Source organism: Allobosea sp. GW821-FHT10B12, assembly GCF_059415545.1.
Genome location: NZ_JBWKNL010000012.1, coordinates 1 through 26,688 on the forward strand (window position 1 = coordinate 1; position 26,688 = coordinate 26,688).

Sequence of the window (26,688 nt, forward strand, 5' to 3'; positions counted from 1 at the left end):
GAGCGCTCACCAAAAACCACTCCACAATAACCACCACGACAGCATTGTCAGCCAACCAGCACGCTGATTTTCAGAGCTCAAACGCAATAATATGCGCCACAACCGCCTGACATATGCGGTGGGAACAGCAGGCTGGCGCTGTGACCGGGCGGCGCCGACAGAGCGAAAACGCCACGCCAGCCGGCAGCGAGACGCGACCATTCCTGCTATCGGGCGTCTGCTGGAACCTGTTCTTCCGGCTCCGCGAGCCGGCTGCTCACCGTGCAGTGGGATCCGGCACAGGTGATATCCAGCACCTTGTGCGACGTGCCCAAGCAATTGGCGCGGTAGACAACGTGGGTATCGCGCCTCAACACAGTCTCGACCTTCGGCTTGACGCAAGCGTGCTCGAGCAGGATGCGCTGCAGGTCACCGTCGGAGGCAAGAGCAGCGGACAGGCCGCCAAAGAGAGCCAAGGCTGGGGCGCCGCCCCGGCGCAGGGGGATGGATCGGCGCGGTCCATCCTCGCGATGGCGGGTCACTTCGCCTTCTGAAGCTTGGTGACGGTGATCTGGCCGTTGACCCGGTCGGCGTCGAACTTGATCTTGTCGCCGGTCTTCAGCCCTTTCAGCATGGCCGGATCGCCGGCGCGGAACACCATGGTCATGGCGTCCATGTCGAGGTTCTTGATCGCGCCGTGATTGATGGTGAGCTTGCCCTGGGGCTCATCGACCTTGGTGACGGTGCCGCTGACCGACTGCGCCGCGGCCGGCAAAGCGAGAAGAAGCAGAGCGAGGGTGGCTGTCGTCCTGAGCATGGGGGTGCTCCTTTCGTTCAGGCTTACTTGACGATGATCTTGCCGGTCATGCCGGCTTCGCGGTGACCGGCGATCAGGCAGGAGAAGTCGAACTCGCCGACCTTGGTGAAGGCCCAGACGATCTCGCCGGTCTTCTTCGGCTGAAGCCGCTTGGCGTTCGGATCGTCATGCTCCATGTCAGGGTTCTTCTGCATCTCGATCGCGTGCTTGAGGTTCTCCTCGAGCGTCGCCAGGACGAGCTCATGGTCGAGCTCGCCATTGTTGCGCAGCTGGAAGCGGATCTGCTCGCCGCGGCGCACCTCGATCCGGTCGGGGATGAAGGACATCTTGCCGTCCTTCTCCGCCATCGCGACCTGCACGATGCGAGCCGGCTTCTTGGGATCGCCGGGCTTGCCATAAGCGGTCTCGTCGCCATGGCCGTGCCCGGCTCCGCCAGGCCCTGCCAGGGCTGAGCCGACGGAGAACAGGACCGCGATTGCGGCGAGCTTGAATGCTGTCGTCATGAGGCTCTCCTGCTGGAAGGTTGGCGTCTTCAGTGATTGGAATGCGGGTTCTTCGCCGCCGGCCGCGGCTTGCCGTCCGGCCCGAGGCTCGGCTTGCGCGGGTCCTTGACCCGCCACTCCGTGGGCTCGACCCCGCGATCGGGCGAGGTGCGGCGCGGCGCCTCGGCGAGTTTCTGGCCCTTGTATTCGAAGGCGACGGTGCCTTCCGGATGCTTGAACCAGCCGGGGTCCTTGTAGTCGTTCCTGGCGAGCCCCTCGCGGACCTTCACCACCGAGAACATGCCGCCCATCTCGACCGGGCCGAACTGGGCAAAGCCCGTCATCATCGGCAAGGTGTTGTCGGGGAGCGGCATCTCCATCGAGCCCATCTCGCCCATGCCGTTCGAGCCCATCGGCATGTAGCCCGGCGCGATCTTGGCGATGCGCTTGGCCAGGTCCTTCTTGCTCACGCCGATATAGTTCTTCACCGAATGCCCCATCGCATTCATGGTGTGGTGCGATTTGTGGCAGTGGATCGCCCAGTCGCCGGGCTCGTCGGCGACGAAGTCGAAGGCGCGCATCTGGCCGACGGCGCAGTCGATCGAGACCTCGTCCCAGGCCGCCGCCGGATCGACCCAGCCGCCATCGGTGCACGAGACCTTGAACTCGTAGCCGTGCATGTGGATCGGGTGGTTGGTCATGGTCAGGTTGCCGAAGCGGATCCGGACCTTGTCGTTCTTGCCGACGACGAGCGGGTCGATGCCCGGGAACACGCGGCTGTTCCAGCACCACATGTTGAACTCGGTCATCTCGGCGACCCGCGGCACATAGGAGCCGGGCTCGATGTCGAAGGCGTTGAGCAGGAAGACGAAGTCGCGGTCGACGCGGCGGAAGGCCGGGTCCTTCGGATGGACGACGAAGAAGCCCATCATGCCCATCGCCATCTGGACCATCTCGTCCGAATGCGGGTGGTACATGTAGGTGCCCGAGCGCCGCAGCTGGAACTCGTAGACGAAGGTCTTGCCGGGCGGGATATGCGGCTGGTTCAGCCCGCCGACGCCGTCCATGCCGTTGGGCAGGCGCTGGCCGTGCCAGTGCACCGCCGTGCTCTCCGGCAGCTTGTTGGTGACGTAGATGCGGACCTTGTCGCCCTCGACCGCCTCGATGGTCGGGCCCGGCGACTGGCCGTTATAGCCCCAGAGATAGCCCTTCATGCCGGGCGCGAATTCGCGCACCACCGGCTCGGCGACGAGATGGAACTCCTTCCAGTCGCCGTTCATCCGCCAGGGCAAGGTCCAGCCGTTGAGGGTCGCGACCGGCTGGTAATCCGGCCCCGTCATCGGCACCAGCGGCGCCTGCGTCGTCGCTTCCGTCATGGTCGGCGCTTCGGGCACGGCGGCGAAGGCCGTGCGTCCGGAGACGGCGCCGGCCGCCGCGACGACGAGGCCTGAGGTGCCGATGAAGTCTCTGCGCGATAGCGTGGTCATTGTTTCGCTCCTTCCGCCCGCTCAGTGTCCGCCGCCGGCATCGCCGCCGCTTGCCGCCGCCACCGTGGCCGAGCCGCCGCCTCCGCTGCCGCCGCCGATCAGCGCGTGCTTGAAATCGGTATGGGCGATCCAGAAATCGCGCCGGGCATTGATCGCCGCGACGTTCGAGAGGATGCGGTTGCGGGCGTCGGTGATCAGGTCGGTGACGTCGTTGAGCATGCCGCTGTACTGCAGCAGCGACTGCTCCTGGATGATCCTGCGCAGCGGCAGGACGTTGTTCTGGTACTGCCGGGTGATGTCGTAATTGGCGCGGTAGGCGGTATAGGCCTCGCGCGCTTCGGAGCGGGCGTTGACCGCCTTCTCCGCCAGCCTGTTGGCGGCCTGCATGTAGGTCTGCTCGGCGAGCGCGACCTTGGACTGGCCGAAATCATAGATCGGGATGTCGATCTCCAGCTCCAGCGTCTTGCTGCGGCTGGATTCGCGCTCGACATGGCCGTGATCGTTGATGCTGCGACCGCGGTCATAGGTGCGGCGCCCGAGCAGGTCGATATCGTCCACGAAGCGCGTCGCATTGGCGAGGCCGAGCGACTTCGCCAGCGTGTCGAGCTCGGCCCGCGCGATCTGGATGTCGACGCGCTTGCGCAGCGCCTCGGCCTCGATCGCCTTCACCGATTGCAGCCGCGGCAGTGGCGGCAGGCTGCCGAGCCGGAACTTCAGGTCGTCGCCCCAGAGCCCGAGTTGGCGGACGAGGCGCTCGCGCTCCTGGCGCTGCTGCTGGCGCGCCTGGGCGAGCTGCACCGTCAACTCGGCCTCGAAGGCGAATTCGCGGGCCTGGTCGATCTTGTTGACGCCACCGGATTCGCCGAGCCGCTTGAACAGCTCGGAGGCCGCGTCGGCGGAGGCCTTGGCCTCCTGGTAGAAGGAGACCTGCGCATTGGCGGCGACGGCGCGGTAATATTGGCGGCGCGCGTCGGCGGCGAGCCGCAGCACCGCCTCGACCGCCCGCAACTGCGCGGTCTTGAAGCGGTCGCCGGCGATCTCGGCCCTGGCCGGCAAGGTGATCAGCGCGAGCAGGCTGCCGACGATCTGGCGCTCGACCTCGATCTCGAAGCGGCCGGAGAGCTTGGAGATGCCGAAACGCGGATTGGGTGGCAGGCTGGCGGCGACCATCTGCGCCTCGGCGATGCCGAGCTCGTTGAAGGCGGCTTGCAGCCCGCGATTGCTGAGCAGCGCGACCTGCACGGCACTGTCGGCGGTCAGCGGCTTGCGCAGCAACTGGTCGACCCGCGCCTTGGCGGTCAGCGCGACGTTGTCGTCGCCGATCTTGACGACATCCTTGCCGATCTCGGCATAGGCGGCAGCCTGGATCGGCGCCATGCCGCCATCGGGCGAGAAGCCGGCGCAGCCGCCGAGCAGCGCCGTCGTCCCGGCGAGCAGGCCCCAGCGCAGCAGGCGGCGGGCGTTCGGCTTGGTCGGAGCGGTCAAAGTCGGCCCTTTGAGCGATGGGGTGGACAAGGCGGTCGGTTGGACTGGCAGCGTCATGATTTCGGCCCGACCCGGCGGTTGAGTTCGCGCCAGTCCTTGGGCTCGGCCGGGCGGAAGCTGGCGGCGCCGGCCGTCACGCTGCGATAGCCGACGGCGGGAACGCGGACGTTCGGATCGGCCGGCCGCGCCAGATGGTCTGGGACCGTGGCGGCGCAGGCGCCGAGCGCGAGACCGACCGCCATCAGCAACGGCACCTTCACGAACATCACGATTCGGCATCCCCTGTTTCGATGCGACAGGGGTAGCAGCGGGCTTTCGCGGGCGTCCGTTACAAATTGTTTCAAAGCCGTGGGGGCGGCCGGACCGCGAGCGCGCTATTGTACAGGCGATGAGATGGCAGGAGCCCGCTCGCGGGAGCACGGACATTCCAACCGAACTACAGACAGAGACGGTCCCCGTTGCGACGACCGTCGACGATCACGGCCATATCCTGGTGGTCGACGACGATCCGCAGATCAGGCTGCTCGTCGCGCGCTTCCTGCAGCGGCACGGCTACCAGGTCACCGGCGCGCCGGATGGGCGCGCCATGCTGGAGGCGCTGGCGCACAGCGGCATCGACCTGATCGTCCTCGACCTGATGCTGCCCGGCCGCTCCGGCGTCGATCTCTGCCGCGACGTGCGCGCAAATTCGCAGGTGCCTATCGTGATGCTGACGGCGCGGACGGAGGAGACCGACCGCATCATCGGCCTGGAAGGCGGGGCGGACGACTACGTCACCAAGCCGTTCAGCCCGCGCGAATTGCTGGCGAGGATCCGGGCGGTGCTACGGCGTGCAAGAGCAGGGCAGGGAGCGGCTGCCGCGCAGGCGAGCGCGATCGTGAGCTTCGACGGCTGGCGCATGGATCTGCGGCGGCGCGAGCTGCAATCGCCATCCGGGACGCTGATCGATCTATCGACCGGCGAGTTCGACCTGCTCGTCGCTTTCGTCGAGCACGCCAACCGGGTCCTGTCACGGGAGGCGCTGATGCAGTTCGCCAAAACGCGAACGAGCGACGATCCGTTCGACCGCACGATCGACGTCCAGATCAGCCGCCTGCGCCGCAAGCTCGAAGCCGACGCCCGCGGCGGTCAATTGATCAAGACAGTCCGCGGCGCCGGCTACCTGTTCGCCTCACAGGTCGACCATCAGCAAGGAATGCCCGCTTGACGTCTCCGGCCAAGCGGCTCTGGCCCGATACGGTCGCCAGCCGCGCCATCCTGATCCTGGTCGCGGCGCTGCTCGCCTTCCACCTGCTCGGCTACTGGGCCTATCGCGTCGGCGTCGCAAACCTCGCCACCGCGGGCCAGGACCGTGGCCTCGCCGAACGCATCGTCTCGATCAAGCGGGCGATCGCCAGCCTGCCGCAGGCGCCGGAGCGCGACCGCGTCGCGCACGACCTGTCGAGCGCCAGCCTCGAAGTGCACTGGAGCAAAGTCAGTCTCGTCCTCGGCACCGCTCCGATGACCGAGCGGACCCAGGCGATGGAGGCCCGCCTCAAGGAACTCGCACCGGAACTGGCGGCGGAATCCTTCCGGGTCGGCTTCGCCGATGACGGTGCCCTCGGTGCCGGCGAAGCCAATGCCTACAAGCACATGATGCTGATCTCGGTCCGGCTCGACGACGGCTCCTGGGTCAACTTTTCCTCATCGGCGCTCGGCGCGTCCCAGCATCTCGACTGGGGCCTGACCGCGATCATGATCTGTTTCGCCGTCGCCATCGTCGTCGTTGCGCTGTTGCTGCTGCGCTGGGCGACGCGGCCTTTGCGCGATCTCGCTGAGGCGGCCGAGCGCTTCAGCCTCGACCAGGCCCCGCAGCCCCTTCCCGAAACCGGGCCGGTCGAGGTGCGCCGCGCCGCGCGCGCCTTCAACACGATGCGGGAGCGCATCCGGCATCTCGTCGCCGAGCGGATGCAGGCGATGGCCGCGGTCTCGCATGATTTGCGCACGCCGATCACGCGCCTCAGGCTCCGTTCCGAATTCCTGGAGGACGACGCAACCCGCACCCTGATCGACGCCGATCTCGGCGAGATGGAGGCGATGATCGACTCGACGCTGGACTATCTGCGCGGCGGGATCTCCAGCGAGCCGCTGCGCCCGGTCGATCTCGCCTCGGTGATCGAGACGATCGTCGACGAGCATGTCGACCAGGGCCACCCTGTCTCGCTGGTCGGGCTGAACTCCGCCCCGGTCCAGGGCAGGGTCCTCTCGCTGAAGCGCGCTGCGTCCAATATCATCGGCAATGCCGTGAAATACGGTCAGGCGGCTACGGTCACCATCACTGAGACGGGCGACAGCTTCGCCGTCCTCGTCGAGGACGAAGGGCCGGGCATTGCCGTGGCCGATCGCGAGCGGGTGTTTCACCCCTTCGTGCGGCTGGAGGAATCGCGCGGCCGCCAGACCGGCGGCTCGGGGCTGGGACTGACGATCGCGCTCGCCATCGCCCGCTCGCATGACGGAGCCATCGTGCTGGAGAACCGGCCCGAGGGCGGCCTGCGCGTCACGCTGTCGCTGCCGAAGCTTTCCGCATCCGGGCGCGACGAGGCTCCCGCGGCTTGACCTCAGCTTAGAGCCGCATACCGCCGTCGACGGCGATCTCAGCGCCGTTGATGTAGCTTCCCTCCGGCGAGCAGAGCAGCAGTGTGATCCCGGCGCAATCATCTGCCCGGCCGAGCCGGCCGAGCGGAATGCGCGCCAGCGCCTGTTCCTCCCGACCGGGCTGAGTCAGGACGGCGCGGTTGCGGTCCGTCAGAATCGCGCCGGGCTGGATGATGTTGCAGGTGACGTCAGGCGCCCGCAGGTTCCGCGCCAGATTGAGGATCATGTTGGTCTGCGCAGCCTTGGTGGCGGCGTAATAGAAATGCGTCGGATTGGGCCGCGCCTCCTGCACGCTGCCGATAGCGATGACCCGGCCGAAGCCACGGTCAAGCATGCCCGGCAGGAAGGCCTGCAGCAGCCGCAGCGTGGCATGAAGGTTGATCTCGGACTGCGTGGCCATCGCAGCCTCCGAGACCGCATCCCAGGTTTCCAAGGTTTCGACGGAGGCGCAGAGCACGAGGATGTCGGGTTCGGCTCCGCCCGCCGTGAGCTCAGCCGCCATGGCGGAAGGGGCCGCGGCCTCCATGAGATCGGCGATCAAAGGCGTTGCCGCGAGGTCCCTCGCTTGCAGATCGGCGGCTGCCGCGGTGGCGGTGGCTGCGTCCCGATCATGAATGACTGCATGCGCACCGGCCTCAGCAAGCCGTGTTGCGATCGCGAGCCCGATCCCGCGTGCCGCGCCGGTGACGAGGGCGGTCCGTCCAGCCAGAATGCCTGTCATCAGCCGAGCAGCGGCTTCACGCGGGCGACGGCATCGTCCATCGCCTGCTGCGGTGCCTTGCGGCCGAGCACGGCTCCTTGAGTTTCCTCGATGAAGATGTCGTGGGCGCGGGCCTGCTCGTCGAAGGCCGGCAGGTGGATGCGCGAGGCTTTCAGCGCCGCGGCTTCGTCTGCTGCATAGGGCATCGCTGCCTTCAGCTTGCCGTCGGCATAGGTCGAGATGCGCGTCGGCCCGTTGCCGTTGAGCGCCATTGCCGTGGTGCCGGCCTTCGAGGAGAGCGCGCGGATCAATTCCCAGCTCAACGGCTTCTGCTTGGCATTCTTCGGGATCATCAGCGACCAGAACTCGACCGTCGGCGCGAAGGCGACCTTGCCAGAAAGATCGGCCGCCATCGGCGGCAGCAGCGACTTGAAGCGACCGCCATACTTCCCCTTGGCCGGGTCGTTGTAGGAAACGAGGCGTGCGAAGGGGTTGATCGTCATCGCCGCCCGGCCCTGCTGCATCCAGGTAGTGATCTCCTCATTGTTCACCGTGGCGAAGTTCCGCGGCAGCACGCCAGCCTTGTAGAGATCGGCGAGGATCGTCAGCGCCTTGACCATCGCCGGCTCGTTGGCGGTGAGCTTGCCGTCGGCGGTCATGTAGTCGCCGCCGAGGCAGCGCGAAAAGGTCAGGAAATTCGAGGCGAAGACGGCGGTGAAGGCGAGGCCGTGAACCTGCGTGCCGTCCTCGCGCTTGAAGGTGAGCTTGCGGGCGACCTCTATCAGCTCCTCGAAAGTCGCCGGCAGCTTGCTGATGCCGCGTTCCTCAAGCAATGCCTCGTTGTAGATCATCGCGTTGGTGGCATGGCGAACCGGGATGCCATGCAGGGCTCCGTCGAGCTTGAGCGGCGCGATCAGCCCGGGCGCGAAATCGTCGAAGGCCTCGATCGGTGCATCCTTCAGCAGCGCGTCGAGCGGCTCGAACAGCTTGAGATTGCGCGGCACGGCGCGGCCGTTGACGAGATAGGCGACATCGATCGAGGTCTCGGCCAGCGACGCCTCGCGCAGCAGGCGCTCGTGCACGGCGTTGACGTCGCCGAAGGTGACCCAGTTCAGGTTCGCCCCGCTCGCCTTGCGGAAGGCTTCGGTGGCATCCCCACCCGGCCCGGTCGTGGCCGCCGTCTGATGGACACGGTGGCCGAGCGCCGTCAGGGTTTTCGCCTGCGCGAATGAGCGGCCGGGCAAAGCAGACGCGGCAGCAGCACCCAAGCCAAAGGCGCGGCGAGAGAGAATGGTCTTCGACATGGCTCTTCTCCTGATCCATCGCCCGCGCCGTCTTTCCGGGGCTTCGCGCAGCGAAGAGCCCGGAATCCAGAACCACAGGCCGAGATCGACTACATGCTATAGGTCGAGCGCCTTCATTCGACGCTCCGGCGTTTCTGGATTCCGGGCTCGCTGCTGCGCAGCGCCCCGGAAAGACGAGGATGTCTCAAGCCGGCAGCAGCGGCTGCACGCGCTTGACCAGCGAGGCCATCGCCTCCTCCGGCGTTTTCATGCCGAGCACCGCGGCCTCTGCCTCCTCCTTGAAGAGGTCGCCGGCACGGGCCGCCTCGTCGAAGGCCGGCAATGGCACGCGCGCCACCTTCAGCACCTTCAGTTCCTCAGCGGCATAGGGCACTGTGCCGGCGAAGCTCTGGTCGGCATAGGTCGAGGCGCGCACCGGGCCGTTGCCGTTGAGCGCGGCCTTCAGGGTCGCCTCCTTCGAGGCCATCGCCTTGATGAAGCTCCAGGCGAGATCCTTGCGCTTGGCGTTCTTCGGGATGACCATGCCCCAAAACTCGACCTTGGCGGGAGCGGCATCATACTTCCCCGCCAGCGTCTTCGAGGCCGGTACGGCGATCGTCTTGATCTTGCCGGAGAATTTCGACTTCTGCGGATCGTTGTAGATGCGGTTGCGGCCCATGCTCTGCAGGCTCATCGCCGCGCGGCCCTGCTGCATCCAGACATTGACGTCCTCGGGCGAGAGCGTCGCGAAATTGCGCGGGAAGGCATTGGCCTGGAAGAGCTCGCGCAGGGTCCTGATCGCGTTCAGCATCGGCGGCTGATCGGCGGCGCATTTGAAGTCGGGCGTGATGAACTCGCCATCCCAGGCACGGGCGAGGTCGATCACGTTGGGATAGGTCACGCCCGGCATGCACAGGCCGACGACCTGCGTGCCGTCGGAGCGGCGATAGCTGCAAGCCCTGGCGATCTCGATCATCTCCTCGATCGTCGCCGGCGGCTTGGAGAAGCCCTTCTCGGCCAGGATCTCCTCATTGTAGTGCAGGCCGGAGGAGGCATGCCGGAACGGGACGGCGAGCTGCTTGCCGCCGACAGTCATGCCCTGCATCAACCCCGGAAAGATGTCGGCGGGGTCCTCGAGCGGATCGCGCTTGAGATAGTCGTCGAGTGCTTCGAACAGGTTTGCGGCTCGCGGCACGACCTGGGTGTTGAGGACGAAGCCGACATCGACCGAACTCTCGCCGAGGCTCGCCTCGCGAAACAGCCGCTCCTGCAACGGGCCGGTATCGAAGGTGGTCCACTGGACGGCGACGCCATTCTTGGCGGCCCAGTCCTTGGTGATGTCGCCGCCCTGCGCCCCGGTCGAGACCGTCTGCATGACGCGATGGGCGAAGACATTGAATGGCCCGCCTTGCTGCGCGCGGGCAGCACCGGCGCCAAGCGCCGTGAAACTCAGCCCGAGAATGCCGGCGCCGAACTGCCTACGGCTTAGTCCCGTCTCCGTGCTCATGCCTGTCCTCCCGATGGTTCGCGAGTTCCGCGATGGCGGCTTCAGCCGCTTCGAAATGCTTGTTCATGGCGGCCGATGCCGCAGCCGGATCGCCGGCACGGATCGCCTCGACGACGCGGACATGCCGCTCGAAGGTGCGGCGCCAGTCGTCCCTGGTGCGCTTCTCGCGCGAATTGAAGATCTCCATGACTTCGCGGATCACCGGGCGCAGGCCCCTGATCTGGAAGTCGAGCAGGCGGTTGCCGGAAGAGGCAGCGATGGCCTCGTGGAAGTCGAGATCGGCCTCGATCCAGCGCGGCACATGGCCGAGCGCATCCTCCATGCGGGCGAGGATCAGGTCGAGCTTCTCGATATCCTCAGGCAAACGGCGCGCGGCGCTATGGGCCGCGATCGGCGGCTCGAGGATGCGGCGAAGCTCGACCGCCTCGGTCAAGCCATTGGCGCGGCCGCGCACGGCAAAACGATAGAAGCGGTCGAGCGGGGCGGCGTCGAGCGCCTGAATGCGGGTCGGCTTGCCCTGCTGGATATGCACGACGCCCATCGCGGCGAGCTGGCGGATCGCCTCGCGGGCGATCGGCTTGCTGACGCCGAACGAAGCAGCCATCCGCGATTCCGACGGCAAGGCGTCGCCGGGCTTCAGCCTTCCGTCCTGGATCGCCTGGGTGATGCGCTGGATCACGGCGTCGCCGAGCCGCATCGGCACGACATCGCCGCCGGCGAATGGATCGTCGCCACCGAGCAGGGATGAAGCGGCATCGCTCATCGATCACCTCCGTTCGGAGATCATTGACAGATGCCGCTCAGCTTGGCAACTGTTCAACCTATCAGATAAGTTGAATGCCCGGAGGACGCCGCTTCATGTCGGCCAGCCGCATCTCAAAGGTCATCGCGCACCCGCTGCGAGCAGCCTTGCCCAAGGTCCAGCGGACATCGCAGGGCGACTATCCGGCGATCGAGATCGTCGTGGTCGAGGTCGAGACCGAGGATGGGATCGTTGGCTTCGGCGAAGGACTCTGCCGCCGCGGCGCCGCCGGCTATGCCCGCTTCATCGAGGAAGCTTTGGTGCCGCGCCTGGTCGGCCGCGATGCCGCCGATCGGCGCGCGCTGTGGAAGACGATGCGCGCCGCCCTGTCCGGGCGCCCGGGCGGCCAGATCGTCGAGGCGATCGCGGCGGTCGACATCGCGCTCTGGGATATCGCCGGAAAGCAGGCCGGCCAGCCGATCCACAGACTGCTCGCCGGCATGGGGCGCTCGGAAGTCGCTGCCTATGCTTCCTCGATCAACTGGCTCGACGATGCGACCGTCGAGGCCGAGGTCGCCGCCGTGCTCAAGGCCGGTTTCCGCGAGATCAAGGTCAAGCTCGGCCATCCGCTCCGGGATGCGATCGCCCGCGCGAAACTCATCCGCAAGCTCGCCGGCGACGATATCGCGCTCTATGTCGATGCGAACTGGGCCTATGATGTCGACGATGCGCTGATCGTCGGGCGGGCGCTGGCCGATCTCGGTTATGGCTTCTTCGAGGAACCGATAGCGCCGCAGGATCGTGAGGGCTATCGCCGGCTTGCCCAGCATCTGCCGATCAGGCTCGCCGCCGGCGAAAGCGATTTCGTCGCCTCGGACGCACTGATCTCGCTGCAAGATCGCTCGCTCGGGCTGATCCAGCCGGACGTGACGCGCTCGGGCGGGATCAGCGAGACCTGGCGCATTTGCGAGCTCGCGGCCACCTTCAATACGGCCTACGCCCCGCATGTCGGCTGGTCCGGCGCGATCTGCGTCGCCGCCAGCCTGCAGCTCGCCGCCGCGGCCGAGACCTTCCGCACCTTCGAGTGCATGGTCTACCAGAACCCGCTGCGCGACGCCTTCACCCATCCGATCGTCGGCGAGGGCTCGCAGCTGATCGACGGCAAGCTTTCCGTGCCACAGGGGCCGGGGCTCGGCATCGAGGTCGACCGCGACGCGCTGGCGCGCTTCAGGATCGCCTGATGAGCGCCCGCACGCCCCTCTCCGCCATCGCGCTGGTCTCACCGGTGCAGCTGATGATCGGCGGCATCATCTTCCTGCCGGCGATCTACGTCTTCTGGCTCAGCCTCAATCAGTCCTCCTTCGGCCAGACGGCGAGCTTCGTCGGCTTCGCCAACTACGCCAAGGTGCTGGGCGACGCCTATTTCTGGAAGGCACTGGTCAACACGGTGATCGTCGTCGCCGTGGTCGTGCATGTCGAGCTCCTGCTCGGCCTCGGCATGGCGCTTTTCTTCGCCTCGGGCGTACCGTTCCGGCCGCTGCTGCTGGCGATCGTGCTGGCGCCTTATGCCGTCAGTGAAGTCTCGGCGGTGGTGATGTGGCGCTTTCTGTTCGAGCCGGATGTCGGGATGATGAGCCGGCTCCTGATGTCGCTCGGCCTGCCGCCGATCGAATGGGCGGTGAACCCGAGCCATGGCCTCGCCATGGTCAGCTTGCTCTCGATCTGGCTGCACCTGCCCTTCAGCTTCATCATCCTCTATGCGGCGAGGCTCTCGATCCCGAGCGACCTCTACGAAGCTGCCGCGATCGACGGCGCCTCGCCCTGGACCTCGTTCCGCCGGGTGACGCTGCCGCTCTTGATGCCGGCGCTGCTGATCGCGGCGCTGTTCCGCTACATCTTCGCCTTCCGCCTGTTCTCCGAGGTCTGGCTGATGACCGGCGGCGGCCCGGCGCGCTCGACCGAGGTGATGGCGGTCTATCTCTATCTCGAGGCCTTCCGCTACAACGCCTTCGGCCCGGCCGCGGCCACCGGCTGGCTGCTCGTGCTCGCCTCGCTCCTGCTCGCGCTGTTCTATCTGCGCCGGCTCTACCGGGAGATGTTCGCGCGTGCCTAAGCCCCTGCGTTATCTCCTTAAGCTCGTCGGCGTCGCCGCGATCGTCGCCTGGTCGCTGGTGCCGATCGGCCTGATCGCCATGTCGTCCTTCAAGGCCGACCGCGACATCTTTTCGACCTCCGGCACCTTCTCGTTCGCGCCGACTCTGGCCAATTACCAGGCGCTGTGGAGCCGCTGGGGCGATTTCTTCTTCGGCCTGTGGAACAGCTTCCTGGTCACCGTCGGCGCGACCGTGCTCGCCGTCGGCGTCTCCCTGCTCGCCGGCTTCGCCTATTCGCGCTTCGCCTCGAAGGGCCTGCAGGCCTCGGCCTTCTTCCTGATCTTCATCCGTTTGATCCCGCCGATCGTGATCACGCTGCCGCTGTTTCCGGTCGTGAACTGGCTCGGCCTCAACGACACGCATTTCGTGCTGATCGTGCTCTACGCCACCTTCTTCGTCTCGCTGGGTACGGTGGTGATGCGCACCTTCATCGACCAGATCCCGCGTGAGCTCGACGAGGCCGCGATGATGGACGGCGCCTCGCAGTTTCAGATCATCATGCGCGTGATCCTGCCGATGGCGGCACAGGGCATGCTCGCGGTCTCGGTCTTCGTCATCGTCTACGCCTGGAACGAGTTCCTGTTCGCCTTCATCTTCACCACGACCAAGGCGAAGACCGCGCCGCTGGTGATCTCCGAGATGATCGGCGCCGTCGAAGGCGTCGAATGGGGCGTGCTCTTCGCCGCCTCGACCGTGCAGCTCGTGCCGGTGCTCGCCTTCGTCATCCTCATGCAGAAGCATCTCGTCGCGGGCCTGACCGCCGGCGCGGTGAAGGGGTAGGATCATGACCCAACTCGACGACCTGCGCCGCGCCATCCGCGAGGCCGACCCGCAGCTCAGCCGCTTCGATCCGCTGCCGCGCATCATCTGCCTCGACGATTTCGACCGCGGCATGTGCGGCTGGACCCAGCTCGTCGGCAATTACGAGGAGACGTTGGACGCGATGCTGCCGGGCTATGCCCAGCACAGCCACGCCATGCTCTCCACCCTGCCGAACTGGGATTTCGGCTCGCATGGCGGCGTCGACGGCTCTTATGCGCTGAAGATCGCGACGCGGCCGAAGAAGGGAGCACAAAACGTCGCGATCAAGCGCCTGACCTTCCGCAAGCCGGGCCCTATCCGGCTCGAGGCCTATTTTACCTTCAAGCCCGAAGCGACCGATCTGCAGCTCTCGGAGACCGATATCCGCTCCTTCGGCTTCCTCTATGATCTCCAAATCGGCGACACCTCGGGCCCTGGCGATCGGGTGATGCCGCATCTGCGCTTCCTCAATGCGCAGGACGGCAAGCACATCCAGAGATGGCAGTTCAAGCGCCGGACGACGCCGATCAAGCCGATCGGCACGGCCGGCAAGACGATCACGCACTACCACCTCGCACCAGACGACTGGGAGGACTTGCCCGGCGGCGAGCAGCGGCTCTGCTACAACGAGATCCCGACCAAGGTGAACTGGCACTATCTGCGCTTCGATTTCGACCTCGCCGCGATGCAGGCGACACGGTTTCAGGTGAACGATCGGGTGTTCTCCATGGACGGCTTCGACTGCATCCGCATCCCCGCGATGAAGAACCTCTGGTGCATGCTCAATCTCGCCTTTTTCGCCGAGACCGACACCGACAAGCGCGCCTTCGCCTATCTCGATTCCATCTGCCTGTCGGGAGAGTTCTGATGCTGCCCGAGAACCTCACCGCCGTCGTCGCCCGCAACGAGAGCTGGACCGGGACAAGCGCGAGCGAGCCCTACGAGGCCGGCTGGGCCAGGGAGGCGATCGTGTTCGTGCGTGCGCTCAAGCAGCCGAAGGGAGCGCTGCCCAAGGCCCGCATCGAGATCTCTGCCGACGGCATGCACTGGTGCGCCGAAGGCTCGGAGTTTCCGCTGCCGCCAGCCAAGGACGCCGTGACCTTCCAGCGCCTCGCCCATTTCGGCAACTTCGTCCGCGTCGCCGCGACGCTGCCGGACGGGGCTGAGATCACCGTATTGGTGACGCTGCATCTGAAGGCCTGAAGCGCGAACCGATCTCGCGCGCCAAGCCATTCGGATACTGGCGCCTCATCTGTCGAGCGGGAAGATCGGCCGGCGAGCGCGGCGATAGGGCAGCTTGGTCAGGTCGGGCGTGCAGAGCGCGCCGCTGTCGCAGACGATGACCTTGCCGGCGATCGGCTCGAAGGCGGCACGGAAATGCTGCATCGACTTCAGGCCGACCACGCGCTTCGCCGCCGGGTCGATGCCGAAGGCGCGGAACTGCTGCAGGTCGTTCATCTGGGCGCGGATCGTCGTGACCAGAATCTCGACCCCACCGACCCGCAGCACCGCGCACGGACCCCAGCTTGCATGCAGGCCGCCGAGCATCGGGCCGTCGCCGACATAGTCGCCGTCGCTGATGCTGACCAGTGTGCCGGTAAGGTCGAGCGGGCCGCCACCGATCTTCGGGTCGACCTTGCCACCGAGCCTGACCGCGACCGTCGCGCCGGGCTTGGCCCGGTGCAATTCGGCCGCCGCCTCGGGATCGACAATCGGACCGAAGCAGGCATCCTGCAGATCGGCGGCGATCATGCCGCGCAGCAATCCGGTCGCGTCGCCATAACCGCCGCCGCCGGGGTTGTCGGCGTAGTCGGCGATAATCAGCGGGCCCGAGGTCGCGACATAGGCCGCAGCTTCTGCGACCGCCTCCTCGATCGAGAGGAAGGGCGTGATCATCTCGAAGCGGCGCTGCCACATATCTTCGGCGAGCCCATCGGCGAAGGCGCCATGGCGTTCGAGATCGCCCTGGCAGGTGACGAGCACGGTCGGGCCGACCTCACTGATGTCGGCATTGCCGAAGCCGCCATTGACGCTGACCGCGAAGACATCCGGCTCCTGCTCATAGGCCTTGGCCTTGGCGATGCGCTCGACCATCGGGCCGATATCGGTGCGCCCGCCATTGACCTCCTCCAGCATCGGTCGGTCGGCGCGCAGCGTCACCGGTTTGATCTCGCCGGCAAGCGTACGCTGCATGATCCCCGCCGCCAGCCGACCGGTCTCACGGACATCGACATGCGGATAGGTCTTATAGGAGACGACGATGTCGGCGAGGTCGGTCATCTTGCGAGTGACGTTGGCGTGCGGGTCGAGCGTGACCCCGATCGGCACCTCCCTGCCGAGCACGGCGCGCAGCCGCTCCAGGAGCTCGCCCTCGCCGTCCTCACAGAACTCGGTGACCATGGCGCCGTGCAGACCGAGCAGCACGCCGTCGATCGCATCGGCATGGGCCTTGGCCGTCTCGACGATCACGCCGGCGATGCGGTCATAAGCGTCGCGCGTCACCGGTCCGGACGGCTGGGCGGCGGCGCTGATCGCATGGACGACGCGCCAGCCGGCCGGGCGGCCGACATCGAGGAAGCCGGCGATCGGCGTGTTGGCCTCGCCGCGCGCCGCGATCGCCGCCTCGCCGAAGGCGAAGCCCCGATCCTGGAAGGCGGCGTAATCGGCCGGGCAGCGGCTGAAGGTATTGCTCTCATGCGCGAATTCGGCGGTCAGCACGGTGTAGCTCATGGCGGTCCTCTCAAGCGTTCGCGGATAAGGAGGTCAGCCGTCGCGCAGCGGCCGGCGGATATCGAGGGCCTCGATCAGCGCATCGCCGAACAGGTTGATGGCGATCACGGTCGTCGCGATGACGAGGCCGGGGAAGATGATGATCCAGGGGGCGATGAAAATCTGGGCGGTGCCGGAACTCATCATCGCGCCCCAGGACGGGGTCGGCGGCTGGGCACCAAGACCGAAGAAGCCGAGCGTCGCCTCGAGCACGATCGCATCGCCCGTCGCCAGCATCCCGGCGACGATGACCGGGGTCATCGCGTTCGGCAGCAGGTGCAGGAAGAGGATGCGGGCCGGGCTCGCGCCGGCCGTCACCGCCGCATCGACGAAGAGCTCGCCCTTGAGCGCCATCACCTGCGCACGGGTCAGCCGGGTGAACTGGGCGAGATAGGCGATGGCGATGGCGATCGCGGTCGAATGTAGCCCTGGCCCGAGGATTGCGATCAGGATCAGCGCCAGCAGAATCTCCGGGAAGGACCAGGTCAGGTCGACGACAACGGTGACGATGCGGTCGAAGGTTCCGCCGAAATAGCCGGCGGCGGCGCCGAGCGTCGCGCCTGTCAGCACCGAGAGCGCGATCGAAAACACGCTGACGCTGAGTGAGGTGCGGGCGCCCTGGATGATACGCGAGAGCAGGTCGCGGCCGAACTCGTCAGTGCCGAGCCAGTGCGCCGCCGAGGGCGGGGTGTTGGCGAGGCTGAGCTTCTGCGCCGCGTAGTCATAGGGCGCGACCCAGGGCGCGAAGAGCGCACAGAATACCAGCCCAATCAGGAACAGGGCACAGAGCGCACCGCGCGGCGAGCGCGCCAGGCGGGCGGCGAGCGACGAGCGGCTCATCGTGCCCCCATGGTTTCACGCAGGCGCGGATCGAGCGCCGCCTGAGCGAGGTCGCCGAGCAGCGTGCCGAGCATCACGGCGATGGCGAGCATCAGCAGGCAGCCCTGCACCAGCGGGTAGTCGCGCTGCCCGAGCGCCGTGATCAGCAGCGAGCCGAGCCCCGGCCGGGCGAAGACGTATTCGACCGTGACCGCCCCGCCGAGGATCCAGCCGATGCGCAGGCCGAGAATGGTCATCACCGGCAGCAGCGCCTGCTGCAGGACATGGCGCAGCTGGATGCGCCAGAACGACAGGCCCTTGGCCTGGAGGACGCGGACGAAGTCGCGCCCGGCGATCTCGACCATGGCGGCGCGGGTGACGCGCGCGATCAGCGCCGTGCCGCCGATGCCGATGGTCAGCGCCGGCAGTACCAGCGCGTCCCAGCTGCGGGCGCCCGAAACCGGGAACCATTCGAACTGCACTGCAAACATCAGGATCATCAGCAGCGCCAGCCAGAAGCTCGGCAGCGTCGAGCCGAGCAGGATGAAGCCCATCATCGCCCGGTCGAACAGACTGTCGCGGAAGGAGGCGGCGAGCACGCCGGTGACGATCCCCACGGTGGTGGAGAAGAGCAGCGCAGCACCGCCGAGTGCGAGGCTGTGCGGCAGGTTCTCCGCGATCAGCTGCGCCACGGGCTGGCGCATCACGATGGCGTCGCCGAGATCGCCGGCGACGACCTTGGCGAGCCAGCGCCCGTATTGCACCAGCAGCGGCTGGTCGAGGCCGTAGCGGGCGATCATCTGCGCCCGCTGCTCCGGCGAGGAGCCGACCTGGACCAGGTGCTCCATCGGATCGCCCGGCACGAGATGGACGATCATGAAGATCACCAGCGAGACGGCGAGGAACACCGGCACGAGCATGGCGAGCCGCCGGATCGCGAAGCGCAGCAAGGGCTCTCTCCCGTGTGCGTGCGTGAAGCGGTCAGTTGGCCGGCGCGATGTCCAGCATGGTCGAGCTGTAGAGGCCCATGCCGCGGATCGTCTCCGGCATCACGATGCGCTTGCCATAAGCAAGGCTCTGCACCGGCTGGTAGATCGGCGCGAACGGATACTGCGACAGCACGTACTCATGGTATCTGGTGAAATTCGTGACGCGCTCGTCCCAGCTCTTCGACTTGTTCATGGCGATGTCGTTGAGGCGCTCGGCCTCGGGATCGTTGAACATCGAGACGTTCGGATAGCCCGCCCGCTTGGCGGCGAAGAACCAGTCGACGATATCGGCATTGGTCCATTGATAGGCGCGGATCGCGAGCTGATGCTCGGTCTTCTTGCGGTATTGCGCATTGATCGAGCCGGCATCGATGATGCTGATCTCGGCCTGCATGCCGACCGCCTTGAGCTGGGCCTGGACGATCTCGACGAGGCGCTTGAACTCGGTGCCGTTCTGGGTCCAGAGCTTGACCGCAAGGCGCTTGCCGTCCTTGGCGCGGATGCCGTCCGGGCCCGGCTTCCAGCCGGCCTCGTCGAAGAGCTTCTTCGCGCGCTCGGGATCATAGGCGATCCTGAATTTCGGCTCGACCTGCGCCTCCTTCAGCGACGAGATCAGGAAGCTGTCGGCGACGGCGCCGTTGCCGCCATAGAGGTTGGTCAGGATCTCCTTCTGGTTGACGGCGAAGGCGGTGGCCTCACGGACCTTGATGTCGGTGAAGGGTTCGACGCTGGTGTTGATCGGCATATAGACCAGCTCGTTGCCCGGGAAGGTCACGAGCTTCACCGCCTTGTCGGCCTGGATGCGCGGCAGGAAGTCGGTCGGGACGTTGACGAGCAGGTCGGCGCCGCCGGTCTTCAATTCGAGATAGGCGGTCGATTCCTCGCCGATCTCGCGGAAGGTCAGCTTCTTGAACTTGGCCGGGCCCTGGTTCTTCGAGAGGTCGCCGGCCCAGGCATAGTCGTCATTGCGCAGCAGCACGGTCTGCTGGCCGACGCTGAACTGCTGCATCCTGTAGGGGCCGGTGCCGATCGCCTCGGTCACGCCGAACTTGTCGCCGAGTGCCTCGTAGGATTTGGGCTCGGGAATGCACATGAACGAGCTGGCGAGGTTGAACAGCAGGTTCGGGTCGGGGTGCTTCATGTGGAAGCGCACGGTCAGGTCGTCGACGACCTCGACCTTGTCGATCGCCTCGACGGTGAAGGCGTTCTCGCTGCCCTTGAACTGCGGCACCCACCAGGCGACGGTCTTCGCGTTGAACGGCTCGCCATTGTGGAACTTCACGCCGGGCTTCAGCTTGAAGGTCCATTGCATGCCGTCGGGACTGGAATCCCATGAGCTGGCGAGCTGGCCATGGAAGCTCTGGTCGGCATCCTGCACCACCAGCCGGTCGAAGATCAGCGTCGTCGCGGTGTTGAGCTTGGTCGCCTTGATCGGATTATAGGTCGGCGCGCCGACGAGGCGCGCGGTCATCACGAAGGTCGCCTCCTGAGCCAGCGCCGTCGTCGTCGTGGCCAGGGCGGCAAAGCCCAGCGCCAGCATGCTCCCCTTCAACATCGTCCTCATCTCGCTTCCCCTTTTGTTTCGAGATGTTGCGAAAGACTTGGATAGGCTCAGTCGAGCGGGCCTGAGGCGTCACCGGCGTGGCCGGTGAAGCGGCCGTAGAGCTCCGCCATCCGGTTGAGGCGCACCTCGACCTGAGGGCCGAGCTCGACGAAGACCGCATTGATCAGCAGGTTGCTGAGGCTCGCCATCTGTGCGGTCGAGTCCCAGAACAGGTTGAATTCGGTCGAGACGACCAGCACCTCGTCGACCAGCCCTCGTCCCCAATCGCAGAAGGCGTCGGTGACGAGCGTGGTCGGGATGCCGGCGTCCTTCGCCTGCCGGGCCAGCAGCTTGGCCATGCGCGAATAGCGGCGCGCCTCGAAGATCACCAGGCAGCGCCCAGCCTCGCCGGACAGCAGGAGTTCGGAGAAATTGCCTGCGGCAAGATCGACGAGATGCACGCCGTCGCGCAGATACTGAAGCTGGTTGGCGAGGTATTGCGCGAGGCCACGCTCGGTCTGGAAGCCTGTGACATAGACCGACGAGGCGCTCGCCAGCCGGCGCGCCACGCGCTTCCATTCCTCGCTCTGGGCGAGCTCGTAGAGGCGGACGAGCCCAGCGATCTCGAGCTGGAGGCTACGCGCCAACTGGTCGTCGCCCGCGAGGCTGCGCTGCTGGAAATCACGCAATCGGTCGCTGATCAGCCAGGGCTTGTCGCCGATCTCCTCGGCGAGACTGCCCTTCAGGTCCTTCAGGCTCCTGTAGCCGAGCGTCCGGCAGAAGCGCCCGACCGTCGGCTCGCTGACCGAGACCTTCTCCGCCAGGCTCGCCGCCGTCTCGAAGGGCAGGCTCGGCAGCTGCGCCAGCATATAGCTCGCCAGCGCCTTGTCGGCCTTGGAGCCGTCGGCGAGGCAAGCCTGCAATCTCTGGCGAAGGGTCTGGGACATGAAGGCTCCCTGCGGCAACGCATGAAGAAATTTTTCTGTCATTGTGTCAAAGTATTTTTATTTTCTTGCAATTTAATAGGCGATGAGGCTGGCTGCCGATGTGCTCGCTTCGAGCTTTGGAGACGGGCTTGCCCAGGCGATGACCACTGCAGGACGACAGGCCGATGTGATCGTGCTCGGGGCCGGCATCGTCGGTGTCAGCGTCGCGCTGCATCTGCAGGAGCGCGGCCGCAACGTCCTGCTGATCGACCGCGGCGAGCCGGGCGCCGAGACCAGCCATGGCAATGCCGGGCTGATCGAGCGCTCTTCGGTCGTGCCATATGCCTTCCCGCGCAGCCTCGCGACGCTCGCCGCCTTCGCCTCGAACCGCTCGATCGCGGTGCGCTACCGGCCGACGGCCCTGCTGCGGATGGCGCCCTGGCTGGCGCGCTACTGGTGGAACTCCGCTCCCGAACGGCTCGACAGGCTGGGGCGCGCCATTTTGCCGTTGATCGAGCGCTGCATCGACGAACACAGGCATTGGAGCAAGGCGGCAGGGACCGAGGCCCTGATGCGCGGCGAGGGCTGGATCGAGCTCTACCGCACCCGCCGCGGCCTGCAGGAGGCCACGGAGGCCGCCGAGGAGCTCGCGGCCCATGGCCTCGCCTACGATCTCCTCGACGCTGCGACGCTCCGGGAGCGCGAGCCGGGCCTGCTGCCGGACGCGGTCGTCGGCGCCGTGCATTGGCGCGATCCGGTCACCGTCAGCGATCCCGGCGCGGTGACACGGGCCTATGCCGCCCTCTTCACCGCGCGCGGCGGCCGGCTGCTGCGAGGCGATGCCGGTGCTCTGCAGCATAACGGCGCGACCTGGCGCCTACCCGTGAATGGCGAAAACTGGCAGGCGTCGGAAGCCGTGGTCGCACTGGGGCCGTGGTCGAACGACCTCGTCGAACGGCTCGGCTATCGCTTTCCGCTCGGCTTCAAGCGCGGCTACCACATGCACTATGCAATCGCGGATGGGGCCATACCGCAGCACCCGCTCTGCGATGCGCAGGCCGGCTTCGTGCTGACCCGGATGGAGCGCGGCATCCGCCTGACCACAGGCATAGAGCTCGCGGCACGCGACGAGCCTTCAGATTCCTGGCAGCTCGACCAGGCCGAGCGCATCGCCCGGCGGATCATGCCGCTGGGCCATCGTCTCGATGCCGAGCCATGGCGCGGCGCCCGCCCCTGCCTGCCGGACATGCTGCCGATCATCGGCCCGGCGCCCCGGCACCGCGGATTATGGTTCGCCTTTGGCCACGCCCATCACGGCTTCACCCTCGGCCCTGCAAGCGGCCGGCTGCTGGCGGAAATGATGTCCGGTCAGGCGCCGTTCTGCGATCCCGGACCGTTCGCGGCCAGCCGCTTCTAGCCCCGGCGATCTGGGCCGCGCATCGCCGCATACGTGTCAGGATTGATCTTCCTCTCCCGGGGTGGTTATGTCCGACCATGCGATTTCGGTCCGCCATCCGGGGCCTGACCCTTCGACTTAGCCGCCCGGCGCTCTGAGCGCGCCGGGATTTGAAGGCCTGTCCATATCGCATGACGGCGCAGTAGAGCCCTGAGCGGGCCAGACGCCGCATCCTTCGCAAGGGTTGTCCCATGACCACGATGCCGATCTCCAAGTACCGCGCCTATGCGCCGGTCAACCTGCCCGATCGCAAATGGCCGTCGCAGGTGCTGACCAAGGCGCCAATCTGGTGCTCCGTCGATCTGCGCGATGGCAACCAGGCCCTGATCGAGCCGATGGGCGTCGATCGCAAGGACCGCATGTTCAAGCTGCTGGTGAAGATGGGATTCAAGGAGATCGAGGTCGCCTTCCCCGCCGCATCGCAGACCGATTTCGACTTCGTCCGCTCGATCATCGAGGGCGGCGCGATCCCCGACGATGTCGCGATCCAGGTGCTGACCCAGTGCCGCTCCGAGCTGATCGAGCGCACCTTCGAGGCGGTGAAGGGGGCCAAGAACGTCATCCTGCACTTCTACAACTCGACCTCGACGCTGCAGCGCGACGTGGTCTTCCGCTCCGACCGCAAGGGCATCGTCAAGATCGCGACCGATGCGGCCGCCCAGATCAAGGCCCTGGCCGCGCAGGCGCCCGAGACGAACTTCACCTTCGAATACTCGCCGGAGAGCTTCACCGGCACCGAGCTCGACTACGCCCTGGAGATCTGCGAGGCGGTCAAGGCGGTGATCCAGCCGACGCCGCAGAAGAAGCTGATCCTCAACCTGCCGGCGACCGTCGAGATGGCGACGCCCAATGTCCATGCCGACCAGTTCGAATGGTTCGGCCGCAACATCTCCGACCGCGACAGCGTGCTGCTCTCGATCCACCCGCACAACGACCGCGGCACGGCGGTGGCGGCGGCAGAGCTCGCGCTGATGGCCGGCGCCGACCGTGTCGAGGGCACGCTGTTCGGCAATGGCGAGCGCACCGGCAATGTCGACATCGTCACCATGGCGCTGAACCTGTTCACGCAAGGGGTCGATCCCGAGCTCGACCTGCGCGACGTCAACGAGATCCGCAGCGTCGCCGAATACTGCACGCAGCTGCCGGTGCATGAGCGTCACCCCTATGTCGGCGAGCTCGTCTACACCGCCTTCTCCGGCTCGCATCAGGACGCGATCAAGAAGGGCTTCGACGCGCAGGAGAAGCGCAACGACCCCATCTTCCAGGTGCCCTATCTGCCGATCGACCCCAAGGATGTCGGCCGCGACTATGAGGCGGTGATCCGGATCAACTCGCAATCCGGCAAGGGCGGCATCGCCTATATCCTGCAGGCCGATCATGGCCTCGATCTGCCGCGCCCGCTGCAGATCGCCTTCTCCAAGATCGCCCAGGAGCAAATGGACGAGGAGGGCAAGGAGCTGACCAGCGCCGTGCTCTGGTCGCTGTTCAGCAAGACCTATCTCTTGAGCGACGCGCCGCTGGAGCTGCTGGCTCACAAGACCTTCCCGGGCGCGCAGGGCTCGCGCACGCTGACGGCGGAACTGAAACAGGACGGCGCGATCCGCACGATCGAAGGCGTCGGCAACGGCCCGATCGATGCCTTCGTCGACGCGTTGAAGACGACCTATGGCGTCGAGTTCTCCTTCCTCGACTATCACGAGCATGCGGTCGGCCGCGGCGCCAACGCCACCGCCGCCTGCTATGTCCAGCTCCAGGACGAGAAGGGCCGGGCCGTGCACGGCGTCGGCATCGACCCGAACATCGTGATGGCCTCGCTGAAAGCCGTGCTCAGCGGCATGCAGCGGGTGATGGCCGGCCAGCAGGGCTGACGTTCCGCTGTCTTTCCGAGGCAGGCTGAAGGCCTGAGCCCGGAACCCACGAACACCGCCCTTCCCGTCGTGGTCGGGCTTGTCCCGACCATCCACGTCTTTCGTCGGCGAGCGCGGTGTTCAAGACGTGGATGCTCGCCACAAGGGCGAGCATGACGAACTGGAACGGCGTCGTGGTCATGGGTTCCGGGCTCGACGCTGACGCGTCGCCCCGGAATGACGGCGCGGTATCGTGTTATTCGCCAACCGCCCGGCGGCGCTCCTCGCCCGGCTCCGTACGATGCCAGCCGAGGGCCGGCGCGACCAGCGCAGCGAAATCGCCGATGATCTGGCGATAGTCCGCAATCGAGAAATTGTAGGGCAGCTCCAGCCTGAGGGTGTCGACCAGCGGCAGGACCGGATCGGCCACGAGCTGCTCGACGATCTCGGCGGCCGTGCCGACGAGGTCGGGCGTGAACAATGTGCGGCGTTCGCCCTGCGGCTGCAGCGTGCGGGCATGGCGGCTTTCGGCGTAGTCGCGATAGCGCCGGCGCGTTGCGGCATCGGCGCTGTCGAGCGGCACGATCACGCGGCCGACCGCGACCTTCGGCTCGCCCTCCCTGCGCCAATGGGCGCGGAAGCTCTCGATATGGCGGCGCTGCGCCAGGAAGAAATCGTCGATCTCCTCGCCGGTGTTGAGATTGCCGACGAGCAGGTGGAAACCGTTCTCGGCCGCCCACCGGGCCGAACGGAGCGAGCCGCCGCCATACCAGAGCCGCTGGCGCAAACCCGGCGCATGCGGGCGCAGGCGCGGGCGATGCTCGCCGGCGGCGGAGCTGATGCGGGCATCGGCATCGCCGAGCCAATCGCCGTCGAGGTTGGCGGCGAGCCGGGCGACGCGTGCATGTGAGAAATCATAAGCCGCTGGATCGCCGTCGAAGAAGCGCTCGCCCAAGAGCTTGCCGAAGGGCGGCGGGCCCGCGCTCAGGCCGACATTGAGCCGCCCGCCCGAGAGCACGTCGACCAGCGAGAGGTCCTCGGCCAGCCTGAACGGGTTCTCGTAGCCGATCTGGATCACGGCAGTGCCGAGCCCGATCCCGCTCGTGCGCTGGGATGCGGCAGCGAGGAAGGTCGCGGCGGATGAGACGCCGGGCTCGAGATGGCGCTGGCGCACCCAGGCGCTGTCGAAACCGAGCGCCTCGCCATGCTCGAAGAGCCCGAGCGTCTCCTCCAGCCCGGAGCGCGGATCGGCGTCGTCGTAATTGCCGGGCGTCAGGAAGGCGATGTGCCGGATGGCGAGCGCGGACATAGCAGCTTTCAGTATTTCGGCAGGCCGGGCGGGTTGGTCTCGGAGCGCTCGAGCGCCTCCTCCTCAAGGCTCCAGCGCGCCAGCGATGCCCGGAACTTGCCATTGGCGATCAGCCCGTTGGTGGCGACGGTCAGCGCATCGACCAGGCCGCTGCCCTTGCGCGTGGTGATCGCGACATCCGACTTCAGTGGCCAGCCGGCGCTGAGCGTGCCGACGCGCCTGATGTCCTTGTCGCGCGCCGCGATGAAGACGAGCTGGGCATGCGGCTGGACGATGACGTCGACCCGGCCCGAACGCAGCGCGACCAGCCGCCCGGCCTCGTCGTCGAAGAGAAGGAGCTCGATCGGCTTCAAGCCCGCGGCGACGTTCTGCTTGCTCCATTCGACCAGGATGCGTTCCTGATTGGTACCGCCGCCGACGCTGACCTTGAGGCCGGCCGCATCCTTCGGCTCCCTGATCCCGGTGACCTTGCTGTCGGCCCTGACGAAGAAGCCGTGCAGCCCCTTGCGATAGGTCGAGAAGTCGAACTTCTCCTTGCGCTGCTCGGTGACGCCGACATTGGAGATGACCGCATCGTACTTTCCCGAGGCGAGCCCCAGCGGCCAGTCGGCCCAGGCGATCGGCTGCAGATCGAGCTTGAGGCCGAGGCTGTCGGCGATGAGCTGGGCGAAATCGGCATCGGCGCCGACCACGGTCCTGGCGTCGGTGGCGTAGGTCGCGAGCGGCGGCCCGCCCGGGCTGACCGCGACGGTGAGCACGCCGGGCGTGGCGAATTTGAAGCCCTTCGGCACGGCGGCGATCGCCTCCGGCTGCTTCTCCGCCCTCACCCGCCCGGGTTGCTCTGGGCCGAGATCGAAAGGTGCTTGAGCCAGCGCCGGGTCTTGCTCCGGGCCGAAGATGGCCAGGCCACCAAGCAGAAGCGCCAGCATGGCACGCACTCGCAACATCATCGTCTTCCTG

Annotated in this window: 26 protein-coding genes; 9 read left to right on the top strand and 17 right to left on the bottom strand. The window is 66.6% G+C overall.

Annotated features, from left to right (window positions below; all coding sequences use genetic code 11):
* Positions 1 to 206 precede the first annotated feature (206 nt).
* Genes AC07O0_RS26990 through AC07O0_RS27015 form a run of 6 tightly spaced genes read right to left on the bottom strand, consistent with a single transcriptional unit; the run spans position 207 to position 4,519 of the window.
* Positions 207 to 521, bottom strand: a complete 315-nt coding sequence (locus AC07O0_RS26990; RefSeq protein WP_494627414.1) for a hypothetical protein — start codon at positions 519 to 521, stop codon at positions 207 to 209.
* Entirely contained in the window at positions 518 to 796 is a 279-nt protein-coding gene (locus tag AC07O0_RS26995) for a copper-binding protein (RefSeq protein ID WP_494627416.1), read from the bottom strand. The genes AC07O0_RS26990 and AC07O0_RS26995 overlap by 4 nt, the downstream gene beginning before the upstream one ends.
* A 23-nt stretch (positions 797 to 819) precedes the next feature.
* Positions 820 to 1,299, bottom strand: coding sequence for a cupredoxin domain-containing protein (locus AC07O0_RS27000; RefSeq protein ID WP_494627418.1), 480 nt, complete (start codon positions 1,297 to 1,299; stop codon positions 820 to 822).
* A 29-nt stretch (positions 1,300 to 1,328) separates the two neighbouring features.
* The gene (locus AC07O0_RS27005) at positions 1,329 to 2,765 is read right to left on the bottom strand and encodes a multicopper oxidase family protein (protein WP_494627420.1); all 1,437 of its coding nucleotides are present in this window, start codon (positions 2,763 to 2,765) and stop codon (positions 1,329 to 1,331) included.
* A 21-nt stretch (positions 2,766 to 2,786) separates the two neighbouring features.
* A complete protein-coding gene (locus AC07O0_RS27010; RefSeq protein WP_494627422.1) occupies positions 2,787 to 4,250 on the bottom strand; it encodes a TolC family protein in 1,464 nt (487 codons plus the stop codon).
* Positions 4,251 to 4,303: 53 nt separating this feature from the next.
* A complete protein-coding gene (locus AC07O0_RS27015; protein ID WP_494627424.1) occupies positions 4,304 to 4,519 on the bottom strand; it encodes a hypothetical protein in 216 nt (71 codons plus the stop codon).
* Between the two features lie 224 nt (positions 4,520 to 4,743).
* Here AC07O0_RS27015 and AC07O0_RS27020 point away from each other — a divergent pair, with 224 nt between their 5' ends.
* Positions 4,744 to 5,457, top strand: coding sequence for a response regulator (locus AC07O0_RS27020; protein WP_494627425.1), 714 nt, complete (start codon positions 4,744 to 4,746; stop codon positions 5,455 to 5,457).
* Positions 5,454 to 6,845 (top strand): ATP-binding protein, encoded by a 1,392-nt coding sequence (locus tag AC07O0_RS27025; protein WP_494627427.1) that lies wholly within the window; start codon positions 5,454 to 5,456, stop codon positions 6,843 to 6,845. The genes AC07O0_RS27020 and AC07O0_RS27025 overlap by 4 nt, the downstream gene beginning before the upstream one ends.
* Before the next feature lie 7 nt (positions 6,846 to 6,852).
* On the opposite strand, the gene AC07O0_RS27030 is transcribed toward AC07O0_RS27025, so the two are convergent.
* From AC07O0_RS27030 to AC07O0_RS27045, 4 genes are all read right to left on the bottom strand, one after another.
* Positions 6,853 to 7,605 (bottom strand): SDR family NAD(P)-dependent oxidoreductase, encoded by a 753-nt coding sequence (locus AC07O0_RS27030; RefSeq protein WP_494627429.1) that lies wholly within the window; start codon positions 7,603 to 7,605, stop codon positions 6,853 to 6,855.
* Positions 7,605 to 8,888 carry an ABC transporter substrate-binding protein gene (locus AC07O0_RS27035; RefSeq protein WP_494627431.1) on the bottom strand — a complete coding sequence of 428 codons (1,284 nt, stop codon included), beginning with the start codon at positions 8,886 to 8,888 and terminating at the stop codon, positions 7,605 to 7,607. The genes AC07O0_RS27030 and AC07O0_RS27035 overlap by 1 nt, the downstream gene beginning before the upstream one ends.
* Positions 8,889 to 9,072: 184 nt before the next feature.
* The gene (locus tag AC07O0_RS27040) at positions 9,073 to 10,374 is read right to left on the bottom strand and encodes an ABC transporter substrate-binding protein (protein ID WP_494627432.1); all 1,302 of its coding nucleotides are present in this window, start codon (positions 10,372 to 10,374) and stop codon (positions 9,073 to 9,075) included.
* Entirely contained in the window at positions 10,346 to 11,137 is a 792-nt protein-coding gene (locus AC07O0_RS27045; RefSeq protein ID WP_494627433.1) for a FadR/GntR family transcriptional regulator, read from the bottom strand. The genes AC07O0_RS27040 and AC07O0_RS27045 overlap by 29 nt, the downstream gene beginning before the upstream one ends.
* 95 nt (positions 11,138 to 11,232) lie before the next feature.
* On the opposite strand from AC07O0_RS27045, the gene AC07O0_RS27050 reads away from it, so the two are divergent.
* From AC07O0_RS27050 to AC07O0_RS27070, 5 genes are read left to right on the top strand one after another with little or no spacing between them, the layout of a single operon-like run.
* Positions 11,233 to 12,357 (top strand): mandelate racemase/muconate lactonizing enzyme family protein, encoded by a 1,125-nt coding sequence (locus AC07O0_RS27050; RefSeq protein WP_494627435.1) that lies wholly within the window; start codon positions 11,233 to 11,235, stop codon positions 12,355 to 12,357.
* A complete protein-coding gene (locus AC07O0_RS27055; RefSeq protein ID WP_494627437.1) occupies positions 12,357 to 13,229 on the top strand; it encodes a carbohydrate ABC transporter permease in 873 nt (290 codons plus the stop codon). Before AC07O0_RS27050 ends, AC07O0_RS27055 begins: the two co-directional genes overlap by 1 nt.
* The gene (locus tag AC07O0_RS27060; RefSeq protein WP_494627439.1) at positions 13,222 to 14,049 is read left to right on the top strand and encodes a carbohydrate ABC transporter permease; all 828 of its coding nucleotides are present in this window, start codon (positions 13,222 to 13,224) and stop codon (positions 14,047 to 14,049) included. The genes AC07O0_RS27055 and AC07O0_RS27060 overlap by 8 nt, the downstream gene beginning before the upstream one ends.
* A gap of 4 nt (positions 14,050 to 14,053) precedes the next feature.
* Positions 14,054 to 14,938, top strand: a complete 885-nt coding sequence (locus AC07O0_RS27065) for a DUF6772 family protein (RefSeq protein ID WP_494627441.1) — start codon at positions 14,054 to 14,056, stop codon at positions 14,936 to 14,938.
* Positions 14,938 to 15,273 carry a hypothetical protein gene (locus tag AC07O0_RS27070; protein ID WP_494627443.1) on the top strand — a complete coding sequence of 112 codons (336 nt, stop codon included), beginning with the start codon at positions 14,938 to 14,940 and terminating at the stop codon, positions 15,271 to 15,273. Before AC07O0_RS27065 ends, AC07O0_RS27070 begins: the two co-directional genes overlap by 1 nt.
* Positions 15,274 to 15,318: 45 nt before the next feature.
* Here AC07O0_RS27070 and AC07O0_RS27075 read toward each other — a convergent pair whose 3' ends face one another.
* The 5 genes from AC07O0_RS27075 to AC07O0_RS27095 are packed head-to-tail and all read right to left on the bottom strand — an operon-like array spanning position 15,319 to position 21,137.
* Positions 15,319 to 16,800 carry a M81 family metallopeptidase gene (locus AC07O0_RS27075; protein ID WP_494627444.1) on the bottom strand — a complete coding sequence of 494 codons (1,482 nt, stop codon included), beginning with the start codon at positions 16,798 to 16,800 and terminating at the stop codon, positions 15,319 to 15,321.
* Positions 16,801 to 16,833: 33 nt separating this feature from the next.
* Positions 16,834 to 17,679: an ABC transporter permease gene (locus AC07O0_RS27080; protein ID WP_494627446.1), complete on the bottom strand. Its 846-nt coding sequence runs from the start codon at positions 17,677 to 17,679 to the stop codon at positions 16,834 to 16,836.
* Entirely contained in the window at positions 17,676 to 18,608 is a 933-nt protein-coding gene (locus tag AC07O0_RS27085; protein WP_494627448.1) for an ABC transporter permease, read from the bottom strand. The genes AC07O0_RS27080 and AC07O0_RS27085 overlap by 4 nt, the downstream gene beginning before the upstream one ends.
* Positions 18,609 to 18,639: 31 nt before the next feature.
* Positions 18,640 to 20,211, bottom strand: coding sequence for an ABC transporter substrate-binding protein (locus AC07O0_RS27090; RefSeq protein WP_494627450.1), 1,572 nt, complete (start codon positions 20,209 to 20,211; stop codon positions 18,640 to 18,642).
* Positions 20,212 to 20,258: 47 nt separating this feature from the next.
* Complete coding sequence (locus tag AC07O0_RS27095; protein ID WP_494627452.1) at positions 20,259 to 21,137, bottom strand: MurR/RpiR family transcriptional regulator; 879 nt, start codon at positions 21,135 to 21,137, stop codon at positions 20,259 to 20,261.
* A 139-nt stretch (positions 21,138 to 21,276) separates the two neighbouring features.
* Between AC07O0_RS27095 and AC07O0_RS27100 the strand changes: the two genes are divergently transcribed.
* Both AC07O0_RS27100 and leuA read left to right on the top strand, forming a co-directional pair.
* Complete coding sequence (locus AC07O0_RS27100; protein ID WP_494627618.1) at positions 21,277 to 22,533, top strand: NAD(P)/FAD-dependent oxidoreductase; 1,257 nt, start codon at positions 21,277 to 21,279, stop codon at positions 22,531 to 22,533.
* A gap of 239 nt (positions 22,534 to 22,772) precedes the next feature.
* A complete protein-coding gene (leuA, locus tag AC07O0_RS27105) occupies positions 22,773 to 24,440 on the top strand; it encodes a 2-isopropylmalate synthase (protein ID WP_494627620.1) in 1,668 nt (555 codons plus the stop codon).
* Between the two features lie 235 nt (positions 24,441 to 24,675).
* Here leuA and AC07O0_RS27110 read toward each other — a convergent pair whose 3' ends face one another.
* A complete protein-coding gene (locus AC07O0_RS27110) occupies positions 24,676 to 25,728 on the bottom strand; it encodes an LLM class flavin-dependent oxidoreductase (protein ID WP_494627454.1) in 1,053 nt (350 codons plus the stop codon).
* A gap of 8 nt (positions 25,729 to 25,736) precedes the next feature.
* Positions 25,737 to 26,657 (bottom strand): ABC transporter substrate-binding protein, encoded by a 921-nt coding sequence (locus AC07O0_RS27115; protein ID WP_494627622.1) that lies wholly within the window; start codon positions 26,655 to 26,657, stop codon positions 25,737 to 25,739.
* Positions 26,658 to 26,688: the final 31 nt, after the last annotated feature.

What these genes read in the sequence shown, in the direction of transcription:
- AC07O0_RS26995 (WP_494627416.1), bottom strand. Translation starts at nt 796, where the DNA reads ATGCTCAGGACGACAGCCACCCTCGCTCTGCTTCTTCTCGCTTTGCCG.
- AC07O0_RS27035 (WP_494627431.1), bottom strand. Translation starts at nt 8,888, where the DNA reads ATGTCGAAGACCATTCTCTCTCGCCGCGCCTTTGGCTTGGGTGCTGCT.
- AC07O0_RS27050 (WP_494627435.1), top strand. Translation starts at nt 11,233, where the DNA reads ATGTCGGCCAGCCGCATCTCAAAGGTCATCGCGCACCCGCTGCGAGCA.
- AC07O0_RS27080 (WP_494627446.1), bottom strand. Translation starts at nt 17,679, where the DNA reads ATGAGCCGCTCGTCGCTCGCCGCCCGCCTGGCGCGCTCGCCGCGCGGT.
- AC07O0_RS27045 (WP_494627433.1), bottom strand. Translation starts at nt 11,137, where the DNA reads ATGAGCGATGCCGCTTCATCCCTGCTCGGTGGCGACGATCCATTCGCC.
- AC07O0_RS27095 (WP_494627452.1), bottom strand. Translation starts at nt 21,137, where the DNA reads ATGTCCCAGACCCTTCGCCAGAGATTGCAGGCTTGCCTCGCCGACGGC.
- AC07O0_RS27055 (WP_494627437.1), top strand. Translation starts at nt 12,357, where the DNA reads ATGAGCGCCCGCACGCCCCTCTCCGCCATCGCGCTGGTCTCACCGGTG.
- leuA (WP_494627620.1), top strand. Translation starts at nt 22,773, where the DNA reads ATGCCGATCTCCAAGTACCGCGCCTATGCGCCGGTCAACCTGCCCGAT.
- AC07O0_RS27005 (WP_494627420.1), bottom strand. Translation starts at nt 2,765, where the DNA reads ATGACCACGCTATCGCGCAGAGACTTCATCGGCACCTCAGGCCTCGTC.
- AC07O0_RS27115 (WP_494627622.1), bottom strand. Translation starts at nt 26,657, where the DNA reads ATGCTGGCGCTTCTGCTTGGTGGCCTGGCCATCTTCGGCCCGGAGCAA.
- AC07O0_RS27030 (WP_494627429.1), bottom strand. Translation starts at nt 7,605, where the DNA reads ATGACAGGCATTCTGGCTGGACGGACCGCCCTCGTCACCGGCGCGGCA.
- AC07O0_RS27075 (WP_494627444.1), bottom strand. Translation starts at nt 16,800, where the DNA reads ATGAGCTACACCGTGCTGACCGCCGAATTCGCGCATGAGAGCAATACC.
- AC07O0_RS27065 (WP_494627441.1), top strand. Translation starts at nt 14,054, where the DNA reads ATGACCCAACTCGACGACCTGCGCCGCGCCATCCGCGAGGCCGACCCG.
- AC07O0_RS27100 (WP_494627618.1), top strand. Translation starts at nt 21,277, where the DNA reads ATGACCACTGCAGGACGACAGGCCGATGTGATCGTGCTCGGGGCCGGC.
- AC07O0_RS27110 (WP_494627454.1), bottom strand. Translation starts at nt 25,728, where the DNA reads ATGTCCGCGCTCGCCATCCGGCACATCGCCTTCCTGACGCCCGGCAAT.
- AC07O0_RS27090 (WP_494627450.1), bottom strand. Translation starts at nt 20,211, where the DNA reads ATGAGGACGATGTTGAAGGGGAGCATGCTGGCGCTGGGCTTTGCCGCC.
- AC07O0_RS27040 (WP_494627432.1), bottom strand. Translation starts at nt 10,374, where the DNA reads ATGAGCACGGAGACGGGACTAAGCCGTAGGCAGTTCGGCGCCGGCATT.
- AC07O0_RS27070 (WP_494627443.1), top strand. Translation starts at nt 14,938, where the DNA reads ATGCTGCCCGAGAACCTCACCGCCGTCGTCGCCCGCAACGAGAGCTGG.
- AC07O0_RS27000 (WP_494627418.1), bottom strand. Translation starts at nt 1,299, where the DNA reads ATGACGACAGCATTCAAGCTCGCCGCAATCGCGGTCCTGTTCTCCGTC.